The following is a 16027-nucleotide window of genomic DNA, read 5'->3' as shown; positions in this document are numbered from 1 at the left end:
AGCAGCGATTCATAATGAGGCAGACTATGGCATCACGAGGCGTATTTGCAATCACCATCATGGATGGTGAAGCGTGTACTCCTGACTCAAACCGCCGTATCCGTAAGCGCTGGCTCGGCAGTCGATCACATGGATGTTGGAGTGCGGATGTACATTTCCTATTTCTTGTGCCAGTAGTTCGAACGCATCGTGTTGGAAGCGTGCCTTCTGCGCCTTGGTATTGGTTTCATCGGTGATGGTGACTTCCAGACGGAACGAGTTACGGCCTTGTTCTGCTAGTGATCGACTATCGATGAACCAATGCTCATGGGGCAGAAACTGCAACATCACCATGGTCTGCTCCGGTCGCTTATCCAGTACTTCACAGGTGAGGGCGGTAAGTTTGGGGACGATACTGCGGATCAGCTCACTGTCCGGCTCGCCAGAAATCTTGAGTGTAATACCAGGCATGATTGACTCCTCTGCTGGAAATGGGTGGCCCGCGCAGACTAGGAGGTTGCGGTGATGATGAAAAGCCGGAAGATATGCATCTATCTATCAGTAAAACCGCAGGATGAATATGCGTCCCTTCGATCTTGATCTCTTGCGTTCCTTCACTGTCGTCGTGGAGCTTGGCAGCCTATCGCAGGCCGCACCGCATCTGTGCCGCTCGCAATCGGCGTTAAGCGAGCAATTGCGCAAGCTCGAAGCGTTCGCCGGAGTTACGCTGCTGGAACGAGGCAAAACGGGCGTTTGGCCCACACCGGCAGGCAAGCGATTACTGGTACATGCCCGGGAGCTGCTGGCCTTGAGTGATCGCGCGCTTGAAGACGTACGCGGAGTGACATTTGCGGGCGAGTTGAGACTGGCAATCACCGACTACTTTCTGCCTGGCTCGATTACCGAGCTGTTGAAACAACTACGCCTTAGTTATCCGCGTCTTAGAGTGCACGTCTCGGTGCAGAAGAGCATGGAAATAGAGAGCCGGTCTGATCCGTTTGACTTCGACATAGGCCTCTCGATGCGCATACTAGACGGCCGTAGCCTGCCCGAGGGTATCCCGTTACGTCGAGAAGCGTTGCATTGGCTATCGGCTCCTGGGTTTGAAGCGCCGAACGAAGGAGAGAGTTCGTTGCCACTGCTGGTACTGCCCCAGGGATGCGGCCTTCAGCGCCTGGCCCGAGAGATGCTGGACGCACACAAGGTGCCTTATGTCATTGCGCATTCCGCGTCCGGCGTAGCAGGGCTGCAATCAGCGCTGATGGCAGGACTGGGAGTCGCTTGCCTGAATGCTTCGGCGGTGCCGCCGGGAGCAGAGGTTTTCAGGCCGGTCCTTCCTCTGCCAATATTGCCCGAAGTTGAGTTCAGCCTTTTACCTGAGCGTGCTGGGGAACCTGAGCTGGTTGGTGCTGTGCGGGAAATGCTTGCCAGCAAATTTCGCGGTTGGGATACAAATCTCTGAAGTGAATAGGCCGCGTTTCAACTAGTGCGGTGAGGTTCAGCTACTGGCAGGAAGCGGTCATAGCAGAACGTCTGCAATGGGTCGAAAGCAGCCACACATGGCTGCTTTCAATCCCGGTCAGTGCTGCGCGCTATCTACCGCAATGCTTTCGCCGGACACTTCCAGGTACCTGGCGCTTCGATTGGCAATGGCGTAATGAATCAATCCGCCCAAACCCGCCCCGAAGAACCAGGAGAACTGCGACAGCGTCTCGAACGCCGGCACCAGCGCCAGCACGATGGCGATCAGCGCAGCGGGTATGAACGCCGCGACGGCGCGCAGGTTGAACCCGCCGCTGTAGTGGTAGGCGGCCTCCGGGCTTTCGCTGTACAGCTGCGGCAGGTTCACCCGGCAGCGCCGTATCAGGTAATAGTCGGTGACGATGATGCCGTACAGCGGGCCGAGCAGGGCGCCCAGGCCGCCAAGGAAATACACGATCACGGACGGGCTGTTGTACAAGTGCCAGGGCAGGATTACCACCGCGATCGCGGCGCTGAGCAAGCCTGCGCGGCGGAAGTTCAGCAGGTTCGGCGCCAGGTTGGCGAGCACGTAGGCCGGGGCGACGAAGTTGGCCATGATGTTCACCGCCACGGTAACGATCAGGAAGGCCAGGCAGGCCAGCACCAGGCCGGCGGTGTCGGGGATGGCGGCGACGATTTCGGTCGGGCCCTGCACCAGCTTGCCGTCGATGCTGAACTGCGCACCGGCGAGCACCACGGCGATCAGCGCGAAGCCGAGCATGTTCACCGGCAGGCCCCAGAAGTTGCCCACGCTGATGGTGCGCCGGTCCGGGCAGTTACGGGTAAAGTCGCAGAAGTTGAGAATCATGGTGCCGTACAGCGAGACCCACAACGCAGCGGCGCCGAGCACCTTCAGCCACATTGTGGAGCCGGTTGGCGCGTTGCCGCTCGACCAGGCGATCGACAGGCCGCTGCGCCAGTACATCCAGCCCGCCAGGCAAGCGAAAGCTACCAGAATGATCGGCCCGGTGATGGACTCGAAGCGGCGCACCATCTCCATGCCGTAGGCGAAGATCGCCACCTGTACGCACCAGATGCCGAGGAAGGTGAGCCAGCCCAGCGTCGACAGGCCGAGGATCGAGTTCTGGTCATAGGCCTTGAGGTCTGGAGCGATGGCGGTCAGCAGCACGCGCAAGACAACCGAGGCGAGGTAGGTCTGGATGCCGAACCAGGCAATGGCGATCACGGCGCGGATCAGCGCCGGGATCTGCGCCCCATGAATGCCGAAGCTGATCCGGCACAGGACAGGGTAGGGCAGGCCGGTCTTCTGGCCCATGTAGCCGGACAGGTTCATCAGGCCGTAGATCACCAGCGCGCCGAGCGCGAAGGCGCAGAGGATCTGCGCGCCGCTCATGCCCAGGGCGAAGAGGCCGATGGCGAAGGAATAGTTGGCGATGTTATGCACATCGTTGGTCCACAGCGCAAACAGGCTGTAGCGCCCCCAGGTGCGATTTGCCGCGCGAGTCGGTGCAAGGTCGGCACTATACAGGCGCGGGCTCAACGCCAGCGGGCTGGGCCCAGCCGTATCGGCGGGGAGAGCATCGAGCTGGTCAACATCGGAACGTGAAATCGACGCCATCGGAACTCCGTGATGGTTGTGTACTTTTATTTTTGGATTTGTATACAGACAAGAATCATACCAACCCATGCGTATGGCCAGATCTAGGGTTTCAGCGCCTTCATCCGGCAAGTTCCATGGCGTGCGCTGCGCTTTTGAGTGGGAATTTTGTGCACATTTACTGTGCACAGTTGTTACCACCAGCTCCCGGTCTGGTCGCGTGGTATTCCGACAGCCTGGGCCGGTGCGTTGAACGTGTGGCTTTGCGGGTCATGTTCCGACTAAGCTGGCGGCAGGGTTCTATGGGGGCAATAGGATGTTGCATGTAACGCTCGGGCTGGGTCTGTTACTCACCGCTGCCTTGGTCGAAGCGGCTCCACTGCAGGTGCCCACACCGGCTGCACTCAGGAGCCAGCTTGAAAGCCTCAAGCCTGGCCAGTTTCTCTGGTACCCGCAGGTCTCGCCGGTGGGGCCGGTGACCGTCGTGGTCAGCCTTACCGAGCAACGTGCCTACGTTTATCGCAATGGCATTGCCATTGGTGTCAGCACCGTGAGCAGCGGCAAGGCAGGGCGGGAAACCCCCACCGGGGTATTCAGCATTCTGCAGAAGAAGGTCGAGCATAAGTCCAGCCTCTACAACAGCGCACCGATGCCCTACATGGAGCGCCTGACGTGGGACGGCATTGCCCTGCACGCAGGCCATCTACCGGGGTACCCCGCCTCGCATGGTTGCGTGCGCCTGCCGATGGACTTTGCCAAGAAGCTGTACGAAGTCACCGGTTTCAGTTCGACCACCGTCATCGTTTCCGATACCAGCAGTGCCCCGGTGGAGGTCTACCACCCCGGCGTGCTGGCGCCCACGGTCAGCGATGGCAAGGCCCAAGGCCCGCTGATACTGAGCAACCAGCAATTCTGGAACGACCCAGACCCCACGGCAGGGCCCCTGTCGATCCTGATCAGCCGCGCCGACTTGCGTGCCTACGTGTATCGCGGTGGCCAGTTGGTCGGCTCGGCGCCAGCACTTTCGCCTGAAGGCAGCCAGCATCGCAGTGGCATGGCGGTGTATTCCCTGCTGCAAAAACCATCCGCCCTGGCACTCGATGGCGCGCTACCCTTACGGTGGTCGGTGGTGGGCCTGAGCAACCCGGAGTACGGGAATACCCCCTATGAACAACTGGGGCAACTGAACATCAACCCGGAGTTTCGCCGTCATTTACGCACGGCGATGGACGTCGGCACGATGCTGGTGATCACCGACTGGGCGTCCACCCGGGAAACCCGCACCGAAGGAAAATTCACGGTGATCACCACCGAAGGCAGTGAAGAATCTAAACCATTGGTCAAGAAGTGATCGGCTTTCCTGAGGTAATCAAGCAAAGTAGCCGCTTTTGGCTGCAAACAAGGCAAGAAAAGACAGGTTTTCAACAGGGTATTCCATGTCGATGTTCGAACCATTGCGGGGAGCCTTCCGGTTCTCAGCGGCCAGTATTGGCCTGTTTTTCCTCAGCGCCTGGCACGCTGCCTACGCGCAACCCCTGCCTAGCGCTGCCGAGCTGCAGCAGTTGGCGCCTAACGCCAGCCTTTCGACCCTGGCTCTGGCACTCACCGCCTACGCGTGCGCCAGTCACAGCGACGCGGACAAGTTGCTGACGGTGATCGATTACTCCAAGGCTTCGCGTGACAAGCGCCTGTGGGTGTTCGACCTGCGCGCCAGGAAGCTGTTGTTCGAGGAGTGGGTCGCCCATGGCAAGAACAGCGGCGCTGATGTGCCGACCACGTTCTCCAACGCGCCGAACAGCTACCAGTCCTCCATCGGCCTGTATGAAACCGGTCAGACCTACAGCGGCAAGCACGGCCGCTCGCTGCGCCTGCAGGGGCTGGAGCCGGGGTTTAACGATAACAGCATGTCGCGGGCGATCGTGATGCATGCCGCTGCGTATGCCGACCCCAAGGTCGTGCCCGGCCTCGGGCGCCTGGGGCGCAGCCAGGGCTGCCCTGCGGTTCGGCCGGCAATTGCCGGCAAGCTGATCGAGACGCTGCAGCGCGGCAGCTACGTGTTTGCCTATTATCCCCAGCAAGACTGGCTGAAGAAATCGCGTTTTCTTAACGCCCAGAGCTGTCCGCTCGTTAATCAATCGGTTGCCAGCAAGTAACTTGTCTCATTCCCTGGCTTGCGCGGCCCCTCGCAGGACCGCAGCAGCGCACACCACGGCCACAGGCAATCACACGCTGCGTGTCAGGCCGCCGTCGACCTTGATGTTTTGCCCGGTGATATAGGCAGCGCCCTCGCTGGCGAGAAACGCGATGGTGGCGGCGATTTCCTCGCTGGTGCCATAGCGTTTGAGCGGCACGCTGTCGCGGCGTTGTTCGGTGGCCGGCAGGCTGTCGATCCAGCCGGGGAGCACGTTGTTGATGCGCACGTTATCCCCGGCAAAATTGTCGGCGAAGATCTTGGTGAATGCGGCCAGGCCCGAGCGGAAAACAGCGGATGTCGGGAACAGCTCATTCGGCTCGAACGCCCAGGCGGTGGAAATGTTGATGATCACGCCCCCCTTCTGGCGTTGCATGTAAGGCGTTACCAGGCGAGTAGGGCGAATGACATTCAGCAGGTAGGTGTCCATGCCCTTGTGCCAGTCCTCGTCGCTGATCTCCAGGATCGGTGCGCGCGGACCATGGCCGGCGCTGTTGACCAGCACGTCGACGCGGCCCCACTTTTCCACCACGGCGTCGACCAGGCGTTTCAGGTCATCAACTGACTGGTTGCTGCCGGTTACGCCAATGCCGCCAAGCTCGGCAGCCAGTGCTTCGCCCTTGCCCGAAGAGGAAAGGATGCCAACCTTGAAGCCGTCAGCGGCCAGGCGCCGTGCTGCTGCCGCGCCCATACCGCTGCCACCGGCCGTGATAATCGCAACTTTTTCTACTGACATGCTGCCTCCAACGTGAACGGTTGATTGCTTAGGTGCAACCACCTTAGCAGCAGCCCCAGCGGTGAGGGAGGCAGCCAAACTTTACCGTGGCAGTAGATTAACTATTGTCAGCCTGTTGCTTGAGCCAGCGCTGCACAACGCTTAGCGACTCAGGCTGCTGCAGCTTGCGTGGCCACACCAGATAGAACGACTTATCGAGCCTGAGCTGCTGACCGAAGACCTGCACCAGCCTGCCCGCAACGATTTCATCGCTGACGAACGCCAGGCTGGCCAAAGCAATGCCTTGACCACTGATGGCCGCGTCGATGGCCAATGAAGTCTGATTGAACCGCAGGTTTTTCGCAGTCGGTTGGGTGTGTTGCGGGAACACTGCAGCAAGGTACTGAGGCCAGAAATTATGGGCATCGTGCAGCATGATGAATTCTTGAAGCTGGGCAAAGCTGGCGGGGGCATGAGTGCCTTCAAACAGCTTTGGGCTGGCCACGGCAACGATGCGCTGCTCCATCAGCAGTTCGCTGTTCAAACCCGCGCCGATTTCGGGCTTGCCATAGCGCACTGCGATATCCACGCCATCGGTGCTGAAGTGCGACAGCCGATCTGTGGCCAGCACACGCAGGTCGATGTCTGGGTAGCTTTGCGCAAAGCTGCCCAGCCTCGGAATAAGCCATTTGGAGGCAAAGGTAGGTGTAACGCTGACCGTAAGGTGCGACGGCTGCGGCCGGAGCAGGCGGGTGGCTTCATCGATCATCGCCAAGGCGCTGCGAATGCTGGTGCTGTAACCCAGGCCCGCATCGGTCAGCGCCAGGCCCCGGGGCAGGCGCTCGAACAGGCGAAGGTTCAGGTTCGCTTCCAGCCCGCGTATCTGTTGCGCGACTGCCGCCTGGGTCACACCCAGTTCCTCGGCAGCCAGGCGGAAGTTCAGGTGGCGGGCAACCACTTCAAACACGCGTAGCGCGTTAAGCGGCGGCAATTCAGGGAAACCGTTTGGCATGACGAGGGCAATGGCCGGGCTGGGAAGATTCACCGCCGAGGCTACTCCCTGAGCACCTCTAAAGAAACCCGCGGCACCGCTGCCAATCCGGATCCTTGCACCCCAAACCCTCTGTTCGCTGCTGCACAAATTCAGGGTTCGGCTTGACTCGTGAAAATTTTCATGTAATTTTTCATGAAAAATAACTCTAAAAATTTCACGGCAGCCCAATCGATGAAGATGCACGAAGAGGTAGAAGCCCTCGCGATCCTTATTCACGACCTGCGCAAATTCAAGAACCTGACCCTGGGCGAGCTGGCCGAGCGCATCAACCGCTCGGTCGGCTTCCTCTCTCAGGTCGAACGCGGTGTTTCGCGCCCTACCGTGGCGGACCTCACTGCCATCAGCGAAGCGCTCGGCGTATCGACCGCGTACTTCTACAACCTGAGCAAGCCCCGCAGCATTGGTTGGGTCACGCGCCCCCACGAGCGGCGCACGCTGTACCTGGAGTCGGGCATTACCGATGTGCTGGCTTCGCCCACCATCGCCGGTGCCTTCGCCATGCTCGACAGCCATCTGGAGCCAGGCGCCACCAGTGGCGAGGCATACCTGAGTGACCGTTCCGAGCAGGGTTGTTTCGTGCTTGAGGGCGAACTCACGGTATGGCTGGACGACGGCGAGGCCGTGACCCTGCAGGCCAACGACTGCTTCCAGGTGCAACCCCACGCGCAGTTCCGTTACGCCAACCTGACGGCAAAACTCACCCGCGTGCTCTGGGTCTTCAATTGAATTCGTTCACCTCACAAGGATAAGAAGATGAGTGTCATCTTTGCGGATCTGCTGGCTGAAGTGCGCTCGTTCCGAGCGGAGCACCCAGAAATTCGTTATGTCGACCTGATTGCGCTGGATATCCCCGGGCACTTCTACGGCAAGCGCTACCCCATGGACATGCTGGAGAAAGTCGCAGCCGGCGCGCCGCTGAAGCTGCCGCAGAACTGCGTGTTGTTGGGTACCCAGGGTGGCCTTTACCCGATTGGCGATTACTGCTTTGCCGACGGCGACCCGGATGCTGCCCGGCGCCTGGTGCCGGGTACCCTGAAGCCGGTGCGCTGGGAAAAGGAAGTGATTGCCCAGATGCTCATCACCTCCGACGGCACCGACAAGCCGATCGAGTTCGAGCCCCGTGAAGTGCTGGCCCGCGTGATTCAGCGCCTGGCCAAACGCGGCATACGCCCGGTGGTGGCTTTCGAGCTGGAGTTCTACCTGTTCGACCGCAAGCTCGACAACGGCCTGCCACAGTACCCGCGGGACACGGCGACCGGGGACGAGGACGACCAGCCGAACATGCACATCGAGCGGCTTTCACGCTTCTCGTCGGTGCTGCACGAGATGGTCGATGGCGCCAACGAGCAGGGCGTGCCGGCAAACGTCATTACCGCAGAGCTGGGCCCCGGCCAGTTCGAGATCAACTTCTCCCACAGCGACGATGCCCTGAGCGCGGCGGACTGGTCGGCGCTGTTCTGCCGCAGCACCCGTGGTATCGCGATGAAACACGGCTACCGTGCCAGCTTCATGAGCAAGCCATACCTGGACGCGCCGGGCAGCGGCATGCATGTGCACGTCAGCCTGTATGACGCTGCCGGCAACAACATCCTGGCCGGCGCTGAACAGCGCAAGCTGCGCCATGCAGTGGCGGGGTGCCTGGAGCTGCTGCCGCACTGCATGCCGATCTTCGCCCCCAACCACAATGCTTACCGCCGCTACGGCGCCATGGTGAACGCGGCGAGCAAGGCCAGCTGGGGCTTCGAAGACCGTGATGCGTGCATTCGCATCCCCGAGTCCGACCCGCGCAACCTGCGCATCGAACACCGCATCGCCGGTGCCGATGCCAACCCGTACCTGGTGTTGGCGGCCATCCTGACCGGCATGGAGCATGGCCTGGACCGCGGCGTCGAGCCCATCGCCCCGCTGAACGAAAACCGTCAGAGCGGCATCGACTTCCCCAAGGATGCCCTCAGCGCCCTGGCCGCCATGCGTCACCACCCGGTGGTCAACGAAGGCCTGGGCAGTGAGTTCGTGATGGTCTATTGCGAAAACAAATACCAGGAGCAACTGGACTTCATGCGCCACATCGATGCCCGCGAATACCGCTGGTTCCTGTAGGTGCCGAAGGTCGAACAGCGACGCTGCACCCTCCCTTTCAACACAACGCGCAATATGGATTTGCCGGAGGAAGATATGCCACGTGTGCCCGTTATCGGCATTACCGCATGCACCAGCATGATCGAGCTGCATGCAACCCAGACCATCAGCGAGAAGTACGCACGCGCGGCAGCCAAGGCAGCGTGTGGGCTGCCCATCGTGATTCCCAGCCTCGGTGAACTGATGGACAGCGCCGATATTCTCGACGTGGTGGATGGGCTGATCTTCACCGGTTCGCCGTCCAACATCGAGCCGTTCCATTACAACGGCGCGGCCAGTGCAGCGGGCACCCATCACGACCCGCTGCGTGATGCCACCACGTTACCGCTGATGCGTGCGGCCATCGCCGCCGGCGTGCCGGTGCTCGGCATTTGCCGTGGCTTCCAGGAAATGAACGTGGCACTTGGCGGCACCCTGCACCAGAAGGTCCACGAGACCGGTGTTTTCATGGACCACCGCGAAGGCAAGGGTGAGCCCATCGACAAGCAGTATGGGCCGCGCCACACCATGCATGTAGAGCCCGGCGGCCTGCTCGACCGCATGGGCTTGCCGGCGGTCTTCGACGTCAACTCCATCCATGGCCAGGGCATCGATGTACTGGCCCCGGGGCTACGGGTGGAAGCGCTGGCACCCGATGGCCTGGTGGAAGCGATTTCGGTCGAGAACGGCAAGGGGTTTGCCCTGGCCGTGCAATGGCACCCCGAGTTCCAGGTCATGGACAACCCGCATTACCTGACCATCTTCCAGTCGTTTGGCAAGGCCTGCCGGCATCGCTCGGTACTGCGCCAGAGGCTGTTGCTGTCGGCCTGAACGCCGACCGTTACCAACTATAAAAAGTACCCGCGCAGCCTGGCTGCGCAACTTGATGGAGTAGAAGTCAATGAGTGAAAAGAATTCGCAGACCCTTGCCTGGCAATCGATGAGCCGCGACCACCACCTGGCTCCGTTCAGCGATGTCAAACAACTGGCCGAGAAAGGCCCGCGCATCATCACCTCGGCCAAGGGCGTGTACCTGTGGGACAGCGAGGGCAACAAGATTCTTGATGGCATGGCGGGCCTGTGGTGCGTGGCGGTCGGCTACGGTCGCGATGAGCTGGCCGAGGTCGCCAGCCAGCAGATGAAGCAGCTGCCTTACTACAACCTGTTCTTCCAGACCGCGCACCCGCCTGCGCTGGAGCTGGCCAAGGCAATCGCCGATGTGGCGCCGCAAGGCATGAACCATGTGTTCTTCACCGGCTCCGGTTCCGAAGGTAACGACACCGTGCTGCGCATGGTTCGCCATTACTGGGCGCTGAAGGGCAAGAAGAACAAGCAGGTCCTCATTGGCCGCATCAACGGCTACCACGGCTCGACTGTGGCGGGGGCAGCATTGGGTGGCATGAGCGGCATGCACCAGCAGGGCGGGGTGATTCCGGATATCGTGCACATCCCGCAGCCATATTGGTTCGGCGAAGGCGGCGACATGACCGAGGCCGACTTCGGCGTGTGGGCGGCCGAGCAGTTGGAGAAGAAAATCCTCGAAGTTGGCGTGGACAACGTTGCCGCCTTCATCGCCGAGCCGATCCAGGGCGCCGGTGGTGTGATCATTCCACCGCAAACCTACTGGCCGAAGGTGAAGGAAATCCTGGCCAGGTACGACATCCTGTTTGTTGCCGACGAAGTGATTTGCGGTTTTGGCCGTACCGGTAAGTGGTTCGGTACCGACTACTACGACCTCAAGCCCGACCTGATGACCATTGCCAAGGGCCTGACCTCTGGTTACATCCCCATGGGCGGGGTGATCGTGCGTGACGAAGTGGCCAAGGTCATCAGCGAAGGCGGCGACTTCAACCACGGCTTCACCTATTCCGGCCACCCGGTGGCGGCTGCGGTGGGCCTGGAGAACCTGCGCATCCTGCGTGATGAGCAGATCATCCAGCAGGTGCACGATAAAACCGCGCCTTATCTGCAACAACGCCTGCGCGAACTGGCTGACCACCCGCTGGTAGGCGAAGTGCGCGGCCTGGGCATGCTCGGCGCAATCGAGCTGGTGAAAGACAAGGCCACCCGCGCCCGGTACGAAGGCAAAGGTGTCGGCATGATCTGCCGCCAGCACTGCTTCGACAACGGCCTGATCATGCGCGCCGTGGGCGACACCATGATCATCGCGCCGCCGCTGGTGATCAGCATCGAAGAGATCGACGAGCTGGTGGAAAAAGCCCGCAAGTGCCTGGACCTGACCTATGAGGCTGTTTGCTGAAGACACCGGGGCCGCAAGGCGGCCCCGGATTGCTTGCCTCACAGGGAGCAAATCCTTCAAGCAATTTGCTTTGTGAGATGAATCATGTACTTTTCAGGGCATTATTTTCCCGTCCGAAAGTCGCGATTCAACTATGAAAGTGCACGAAGAAATCGAAGGCCTGGCAGTACTGATTCGCGACCTGCGCAAGTTCAAAGGCCTGACGCTGGGTGAGCTGGCGCAGCGTATCGGCCGTTCGGTGGGCTTTCTGTCCCAGGTCGAACGGGGCGTATCGCGCCCGACCGTGGCCGACCTTACGGCTATTAGCGAAGAGCTCGGCGTCTCGACCGCCTACTTCTACAAACTGGACAAGCCCCGCGAGCTCGACTGGGTCACCCGCCCTCACGAGCGGCGCACGCTTCACCTGGCCGGTGGCATCACCGATGTGCTGGCATCCCCTACGATAACGGGCGCGTTCTCCATGCTCGATAGCCACCTGGAGCCAGGGGCGAGCAGTGGCGAGGAGTACCTGGACGACAGCTCGGAGCAGGGCTGCTTTGTGCTCGAAGGCGAGTTGACTGTGTGGCTGGGTGGCGGCGAGCCGGTAACGCTGCGCGCCAGTGACAGTTTTCAACTGCAACCCCACGCCAGTTTTCGCTACGCCAACCTCACCGACAAGCCTACCCGCGTGCTTTGGGTGTTCAGCTGAGAGGTGTCTGGATGCAGGTCACATAGGTAAGCTGTTGTCCCGCTCGACAAGAAACGACCCAGCGCAGACTATCAGAAGCTTCCACAAGGATGCCCAGGAACGAATGCCATGGATTGCTTGCCGACGCTGTATACCGATCGCCTTGTACTCACGCCCCTGCGACTGGAGGATGCACCTGCAATCCAGAAATTGTTCCCGCAATGGGAAGTTGTCCGCTACCTCGATCGTCGCGTCCCATGGCCATATCCGGAAGACGGTGCGCTGGTCTATGTGCGGGATATCGCCCTGCCTGCCATGGCTGCGGGCCGTGAATGGCACTGGATGATCCGCCTGCGCAACGAGGCTGACTGCACCATTGGCAGCATCAGTTTGTATGAGCAGCCTGGAAACAACAGAGGCTTCTGGCTTGCGCCGCAGTGGTGGGGCATGGGCTACATGCGCGAAGCCTGCAGGGTTATCAACGCCTATTGGTTCGAGGCGTTGTCACGCCCGCTCATGCAGGTTCCCAAAGCCGTTGCCAACCATGCCTCGCGCAAGGTTTCAGAGCATGAGGGCATGCGTAGGGTGAGTACCCGTGATGGATATTTTGTTTCTGGGCCAATGCAGGTCGAGGTATGGGAGATGACCCGCAGTGAGTGGTTCGGCGGGTCGAAAACCGGACAGTAGCTTGAGCATTCTGGTCACTCGACCAAGACAAGCCATGGCCAACGCTCCCGGTAGCTGGCGGCTTTTTCCCTGAACAAGCCTGGCCGTGGGTTCAGCTCGTTCATGTTCAGCAGATCGTGCTGCAGGTCATCCAGGCCATGGGTGCTGTACAACGTGCCCGTGCACACATCAACCCCAAGGCAGGTCGAGCGGATCAGGTAGCGGTCGATGCCATCCGTGACCTTGAGCAATGGCGAGTAAGCACCGCCGAATTTCCCCTGGTACCACAGGTGGACGCGGGCCTGGTTGCGCACTTCCACGTTGACGCCCAAGTGCGCGCAGGCCTGCTGCACCCTTGTGATAACCCGGTCCTCTGCCTCCCAGGACACGTCGGCGTCGAAATAGGCGATGTCATAGTCCTTGATACCCCAGCCGGCAGGCAGCCCTGCGCGGTGGTTCCAGAAGGTCTGGAACAGGGCGCCTGCCACCAGCATGCAGTGGGGGATCTCCAGCGTTGCCAGCAGCGCCAGAAGTGCTCGGTTTACCGGGTTCTCGCGGATGATCGCCAGTACCTGCTCGTCAGTCAGTGAATGCATGGGTACCGTCCTTGATGGTTGCATTGCAGGGGCTGAGCTTACCTGAATGGCGCCAGGCCCATCACTGGATGCCGTACAGTGCGCCGCTACACACGGGCGGGGTCAATACTTCCAGGTCACCGAAGCCGTCAGGTTGCGGGGCGCACCATAGCTGGCGGTTGTCGCGTTGTTGTACAGCGACAGGAGGTATTTGCGGTCGGTGACGTTGTTCAGGTTCAGCGACGTGCTCCAGTTGCTGTCAATGTCGTAGCTGGTCATCAGGTCAACCAGACCGTAGGCGTTCTGGTGGATGGCGCTGTTGGTGTCGTTCTCGACGCCGGTCTGCCAGCTGACACGGGCACCAACCTTCATCTGTGGCAGGGTCGGCAAGCGGTAAGTGACCATGCCGCGCAAGCTGTGGGCCGGCACATATTTGCGCGCACGCTCGCCGTTGTCATCGTCAATACGTACATAGGTGTAGCCGGCGAGCAGGTCGAGCCCTGGCGCCACTTCGCCGGACGCCTGCAGCTCTACGCCGTGGCTCTTGAAGTCGCCCGGAGTGTAAACCTCCTGAACCCCGTCGAATCCGGCATCCACGGCCACGTTGCGCTGCTCGGTCTTGAACAGCGCAGCGGTCAGGTGCAGGCGCTGGTCCATCACGCTGCCTTTTACGCCCACTTCCATGCTCTTGCCTTCCAGTGGGTCGAGCAGCTTGCCGTCGGTACCGACCACGTTGTATTGCGGGTTGTAGATCTTGGTCCAGCTGCCGTAGATGCTCCATACCTCGTTCAGGTCGTAGACCAGGCCGGTGTAGGGCGTGACCTTGCCGTGGGCGCGCGTGGAGTGTTCTGAACCGTAGCTCTCGCCCTTGCCGTCGGCGCTGAGCATGCGTGCACCGGCTATCCAGTGCAGGTTATCGACCAGCCTGAAGCGCGCACCGGCGAATACGCTTTTTTGCGTGTCCTGGAAGTTCTGCGCCAGGTCGTCACTGGTGACGCCAAACGAGGGCATAGGCGTATTGCCCGCCAGGATGCCCGAGAACGACGTGTTGAAGAAACTGCCATGCTCCAGGTCTTCGTCATACTCCTGGCCTTTTTGATGCGTGCGCCCGTACGCGGCACCGAAGGTCAGCTGGTGCTCGCGACCGAACAGGCTGAACGGGCCTTGCACCTTGGCCTCGCCCAGCAACTGGTGGGCCTCGCTGCGGGTGTGGTTGGCATACGCGTCGGCAACATCACCGGAGACGCCACCGACATAGAGCATGTTGGTGTTCTGCTTTTCCTGCTGCCCGGTGGCCGTGAGCGTGGCGTTCCAGTCATTGCCGAAATCATGCTTAAGCTCGACGAAGGCCCGCTGGGTGTGCAGGTTCCAGTAGGTCCACGGCTGGCCGATGCTGTTGCTGCGCCCGCTGTAGTGGATGGCATTGCCGTCATTGTCCACCAGTGGCAGGTTTCCCCAGGTGCTGCCGTTGGAATCACTGTTGTGCTGGGAGAAGCCCACAGTCACGGTGTCGGCGTCGGACACATCGAACGCCAGCAGGCCGGCAGCAACGTTGCGCTCGTGGCTGTAGCGGTCCATCCATGAGTTGCCCTTGTCGTGGGAGTAGATGAACCGGCCGCGCACATTGCCGCTGTCGGTCAGCGGGCCTGCAACATCGACGTCGATACGGCGGCTGTCCCACGAGCCGACGCTGGTGTCGACCTGCGCCTGGAAGGTATCTGTCGGGCGTTTACGCACGAAGTTGACCGTGGCCGACGGGTTGCCGGCACCACTCATCAAGCCATTGGCGCCGTGCAACACGTCGATCTGCTCGTACTCGGCCAGGTCCTGATCACCTACCAGCGTGCTGCTTACGAAGGGCATGCCCGTACCATCGTATTCGAAGGTATTGATGTCGAAGCCACGCGAGGTGAATTCGGTACGGTCGGTTTCGGTTTGCTCGACGGTTACCGACGGTGCTGCGCGCAGTGCGTCCTTGATACCGGTGATCTTGAAATCGTCCAGCGCCTGGCGGGTGATGGTTGTCACGCCCTGCGGGGTCTGCTTGTCGGTCAGGCCCAGTTTGGTGGTACTGGATGAAGCCCTGCCTTCGTAGCCCTGGCTCACGCCATCCACCACTTCGCTCGTGCTGTCGATCTGGGTCGCGGGCAGGGTGAGGTTGTCGGCGGCATGAACGACAGGCATGGCGCCGCATGCGCCGACCAGCAAGAGGCGGGCAGGGAGATGACGTTTCACGGGGAATTCCTGAGGCGGGGGACTGATAAAAGGGTTACAGATTTCGTGCGAATGAGAAGCTACATCAAATGGGAATTTATATTGATAAATAATGTTTCATGCTTCTTCACATCTCGCGAAACAAGGCCTGGGTGGATGGCAGCAGCTAGCCGGTGCTCACGCAGGTTTCAAGCGGCTGCCGCGAGCAGCCTTGAAAGCGTTGGTTACATTGCCCTGCGCCGTCTTGCGGCTGGCAGGGCCATAGTTCATGCGTGTTCCGGGTCATCGCTCGAATGGGGGGGAACCGCTGGTCGCTTTAGCTTCGCAAGCGCTAGATTTGATCCGGATTTTGTACGATGATTTTCGTAATGGCAGGGATGAGCTATGAAAACCGGTTTCAGGGAGGCCCAGCGCGCAGTGATAGCGGCGCTTGAATCAGGGGAGTACCAACACGTTTCACGCGGGGATATCGATATAAAGAACCTGCTGGCTACAGGGGAAGTATCAGC

Annotated in this window: 15 protein-coding genes; 9 read left to right on the top strand and 6 right to left on the bottom strand. The window is 60.6% G+C overall.

Translation table 11 applies throughout. The annotated features are described in order from the left end of the window. Nucleotides 1–57 precede the first annotated feature (57 nt). Nucleotides 58–450 carry a tautomerase family protein gene (locus SB756_RS23900; protein WP_410912123.1) on the bottom strand — a complete coding sequence of 131 codons (393 nt, stop codon included), beginning with the start codon at nucleotides 448–450 and terminating at the stop codon, nucleotides 58–60. Nucleotides 451–559: 109 nt separating this feature from the next. Between SB756_RS23900 and SB756_RS23895 the strand changes: the two genes are divergently transcribed. Further along, a complete protein-coding gene (locus SB756_RS23895) occupies nucleotides 560–1441 on the top strand; it encodes a LysR family transcriptional regulator (protein ID WP_410912121.1) in 882 nt (293 codons plus the stop codon). A gap of 117 nt (nucleotides 1442–1558) precedes the next feature. On the opposite strand, the gene SB756_RS23890 is transcribed toward SB756_RS23895, so the two are convergent. Then, nucleotides 1559–3148, bottom strand: coding sequence for an NCS1 family nucleobase:cation symporter-1 (locus SB756_RS23890; protein ID WP_410912119.1), 1590 nt, complete (start codon nucleotides 3146–3148; stop codon nucleotides 1559–1561). A 226-nt stretch (nucleotides 3149–3374) separates the two neighbouring features. Between SB756_RS23890 and SB756_RS23885 the strand changes: the two genes are divergently transcribed. Together SB756_RS23885 and SB756_RS23880 are read left to right on the top strand one after the other, a co-directional pair. Then, entirely contained in the window at nucleotides 3375–4409 is a 1035-nt protein-coding gene (locus SB756_RS23885) for a L,D-transpeptidase (RefSeq protein WP_341798073.1), read from the top strand. An 85-nt stretch (nucleotides 4410–4494) separates the two neighbouring features. Further along, the gene (locus SB756_RS23880; RefSeq protein WP_410912117.1) at nucleotides 4495–5211 is read left to right on the top strand and encodes a murein L,D-transpeptidase catalytic domain family protein; all 717 of its coding nucleotides are present in this window, start codon (nucleotides 4495–4497) and stop codon (nucleotides 5209–5211) included. 69 nt (nucleotides 5212–5280) lie between these two features. Here the strand turns inward: SB756_RS23880 and SB756_RS23875 are convergent, their stop codons facing one another. Next, complete coding sequence (locus tag SB756_RS23875) at nucleotides 5281–5985, bottom strand: SDR family oxidoreductase (protein ID WP_338746672.1); 705 nt, start codon at nucleotides 5983–5985, stop codon at nucleotides 5281–5283. A 97-nt stretch (nucleotides 5986–6082) separates the two neighbouring features. After that, the gene (locus tag SB756_RS23870; RefSeq protein WP_341798865.1) at nucleotides 6083–6976 is read right to left on the bottom strand and encodes a LysR substrate-binding domain-containing protein; all 894 of its coding nucleotides are present in this window, start codon (nucleotides 6974–6976) and stop codon (nucleotides 6083–6085) included. A 213-nt stretch (nucleotides 6977–7189) separates the two neighbouring features. Here SB756_RS23870 and SB756_RS23865 point away from each other — a divergent pair, with 213 nt between their 5' ends. From SB756_RS23865 to SB756_RS23840, 6 genes are all read left to right on the top strand, one after another. Beyond that, nucleotides 7190–7744 (top strand): helix-turn-helix domain-containing protein, encoded by a 555-nt coding sequence (locus SB756_RS23865; protein ID WP_410912115.1) that lies wholly within the window; start codon nucleotides 7190–7192, stop codon nucleotides 7742–7744. A 27-nt stretch (nucleotides 7745–7771) separates the two neighbouring features. Continuing rightward, on the top strand, nucleotides 7772–9118 hold the full coding sequence (locus tag SB756_RS23860) for a glutamine synthetase family protein (protein WP_233692861.1): 1347 nt from the start codon (nucleotides 7772–7774) through the stop codon (nucleotides 9116–9118). A gap of 75 nt (nucleotides 9119–9193) precedes the next feature. Beyond that, nucleotides 9194–9967, top strand: a complete 774-nt coding sequence (locus tag SB756_RS23855; RefSeq protein WP_016500676.1) for a gamma-glutamyl-gamma-aminobutyrate hydrolase family protein — start codon at nucleotides 9194–9196, stop codon at nucleotides 9965–9967. Between the two features lie 70 nt (nucleotides 9968–10037). After that, the gene (locus tag SB756_RS23850; protein WP_410912113.1) at nucleotides 10038–11396 is read left to right on the top strand and encodes an aspartate aminotransferase family protein; all 1359 of its coding nucleotides are present in this window, start codon (nucleotides 10038–10040) and stop codon (nucleotides 11394–11396) included. Between the two features lie 133 nt (nucleotides 11397–11529). Next, a complete protein-coding gene (locus SB756_RS23845) occupies nucleotides 11530–12084 on the top strand; it encodes a helix-turn-helix domain-containing protein (RefSeq protein WP_016485777.1) in 555 nt (184 codons plus the stop codon). Nucleotides 12085–12192: 108 nt separating this feature from the next. After that, nucleotides 12193–12750 (top strand): GNAT family N-acetyltransferase, encoded by a 558-nt coding sequence (locus SB756_RS23840; RefSeq protein WP_410912111.1) that lies wholly within the window; start codon nucleotides 12193–12195, stop codon nucleotides 12748–12750. Between the two features lie 14 nt (nucleotides 12751–12764). Here SB756_RS23840 and SB756_RS23835 read toward each other — a convergent pair whose 3' ends face one another. Together SB756_RS23835 and SB756_RS23830 are read right to left on the bottom strand one after the other, a co-directional pair. Then, nucleotides 12765–13325, bottom strand: a complete 561-nt coding sequence (locus SB756_RS23835; RefSeq protein ID WP_016500673.1) for a nucleotidyltransferase family protein — start codon at nucleotides 13323–13325, stop codon at nucleotides 12765–12767. Between the two features lie 102 nt (nucleotides 13326–13427). Continuing rightward, nucleotides 13428–15488 carry a TonB-dependent siderophore receptor gene (locus tag SB756_RS23830; RefSeq protein ID WP_410912261.1) on the bottom strand — a complete coding sequence of 687 codons (2061 nt, stop codon included), beginning with the start codon at nucleotides 15486–15488 and terminating at the stop codon, nucleotides 13428–13430. Nucleotides 15489–16027: the final 539 nt, after the last annotated feature.

This window comes from Pseudomonas sp. SIMBA_068, from assembly GCF_046534705.1.
Classification (GTDB): Bacteria; Pseudomonadota; Gammaproteobacteria; order Pseudomonadales; family Pseudomonadaceae; genus Aquipseudomonas; species Aquipseudomonas putida.
The sequence above is the reverse complement of the archived record's forward strand: the minus strand, read 5'-3'. Positions and strand labels throughout refer to the sequence as shown.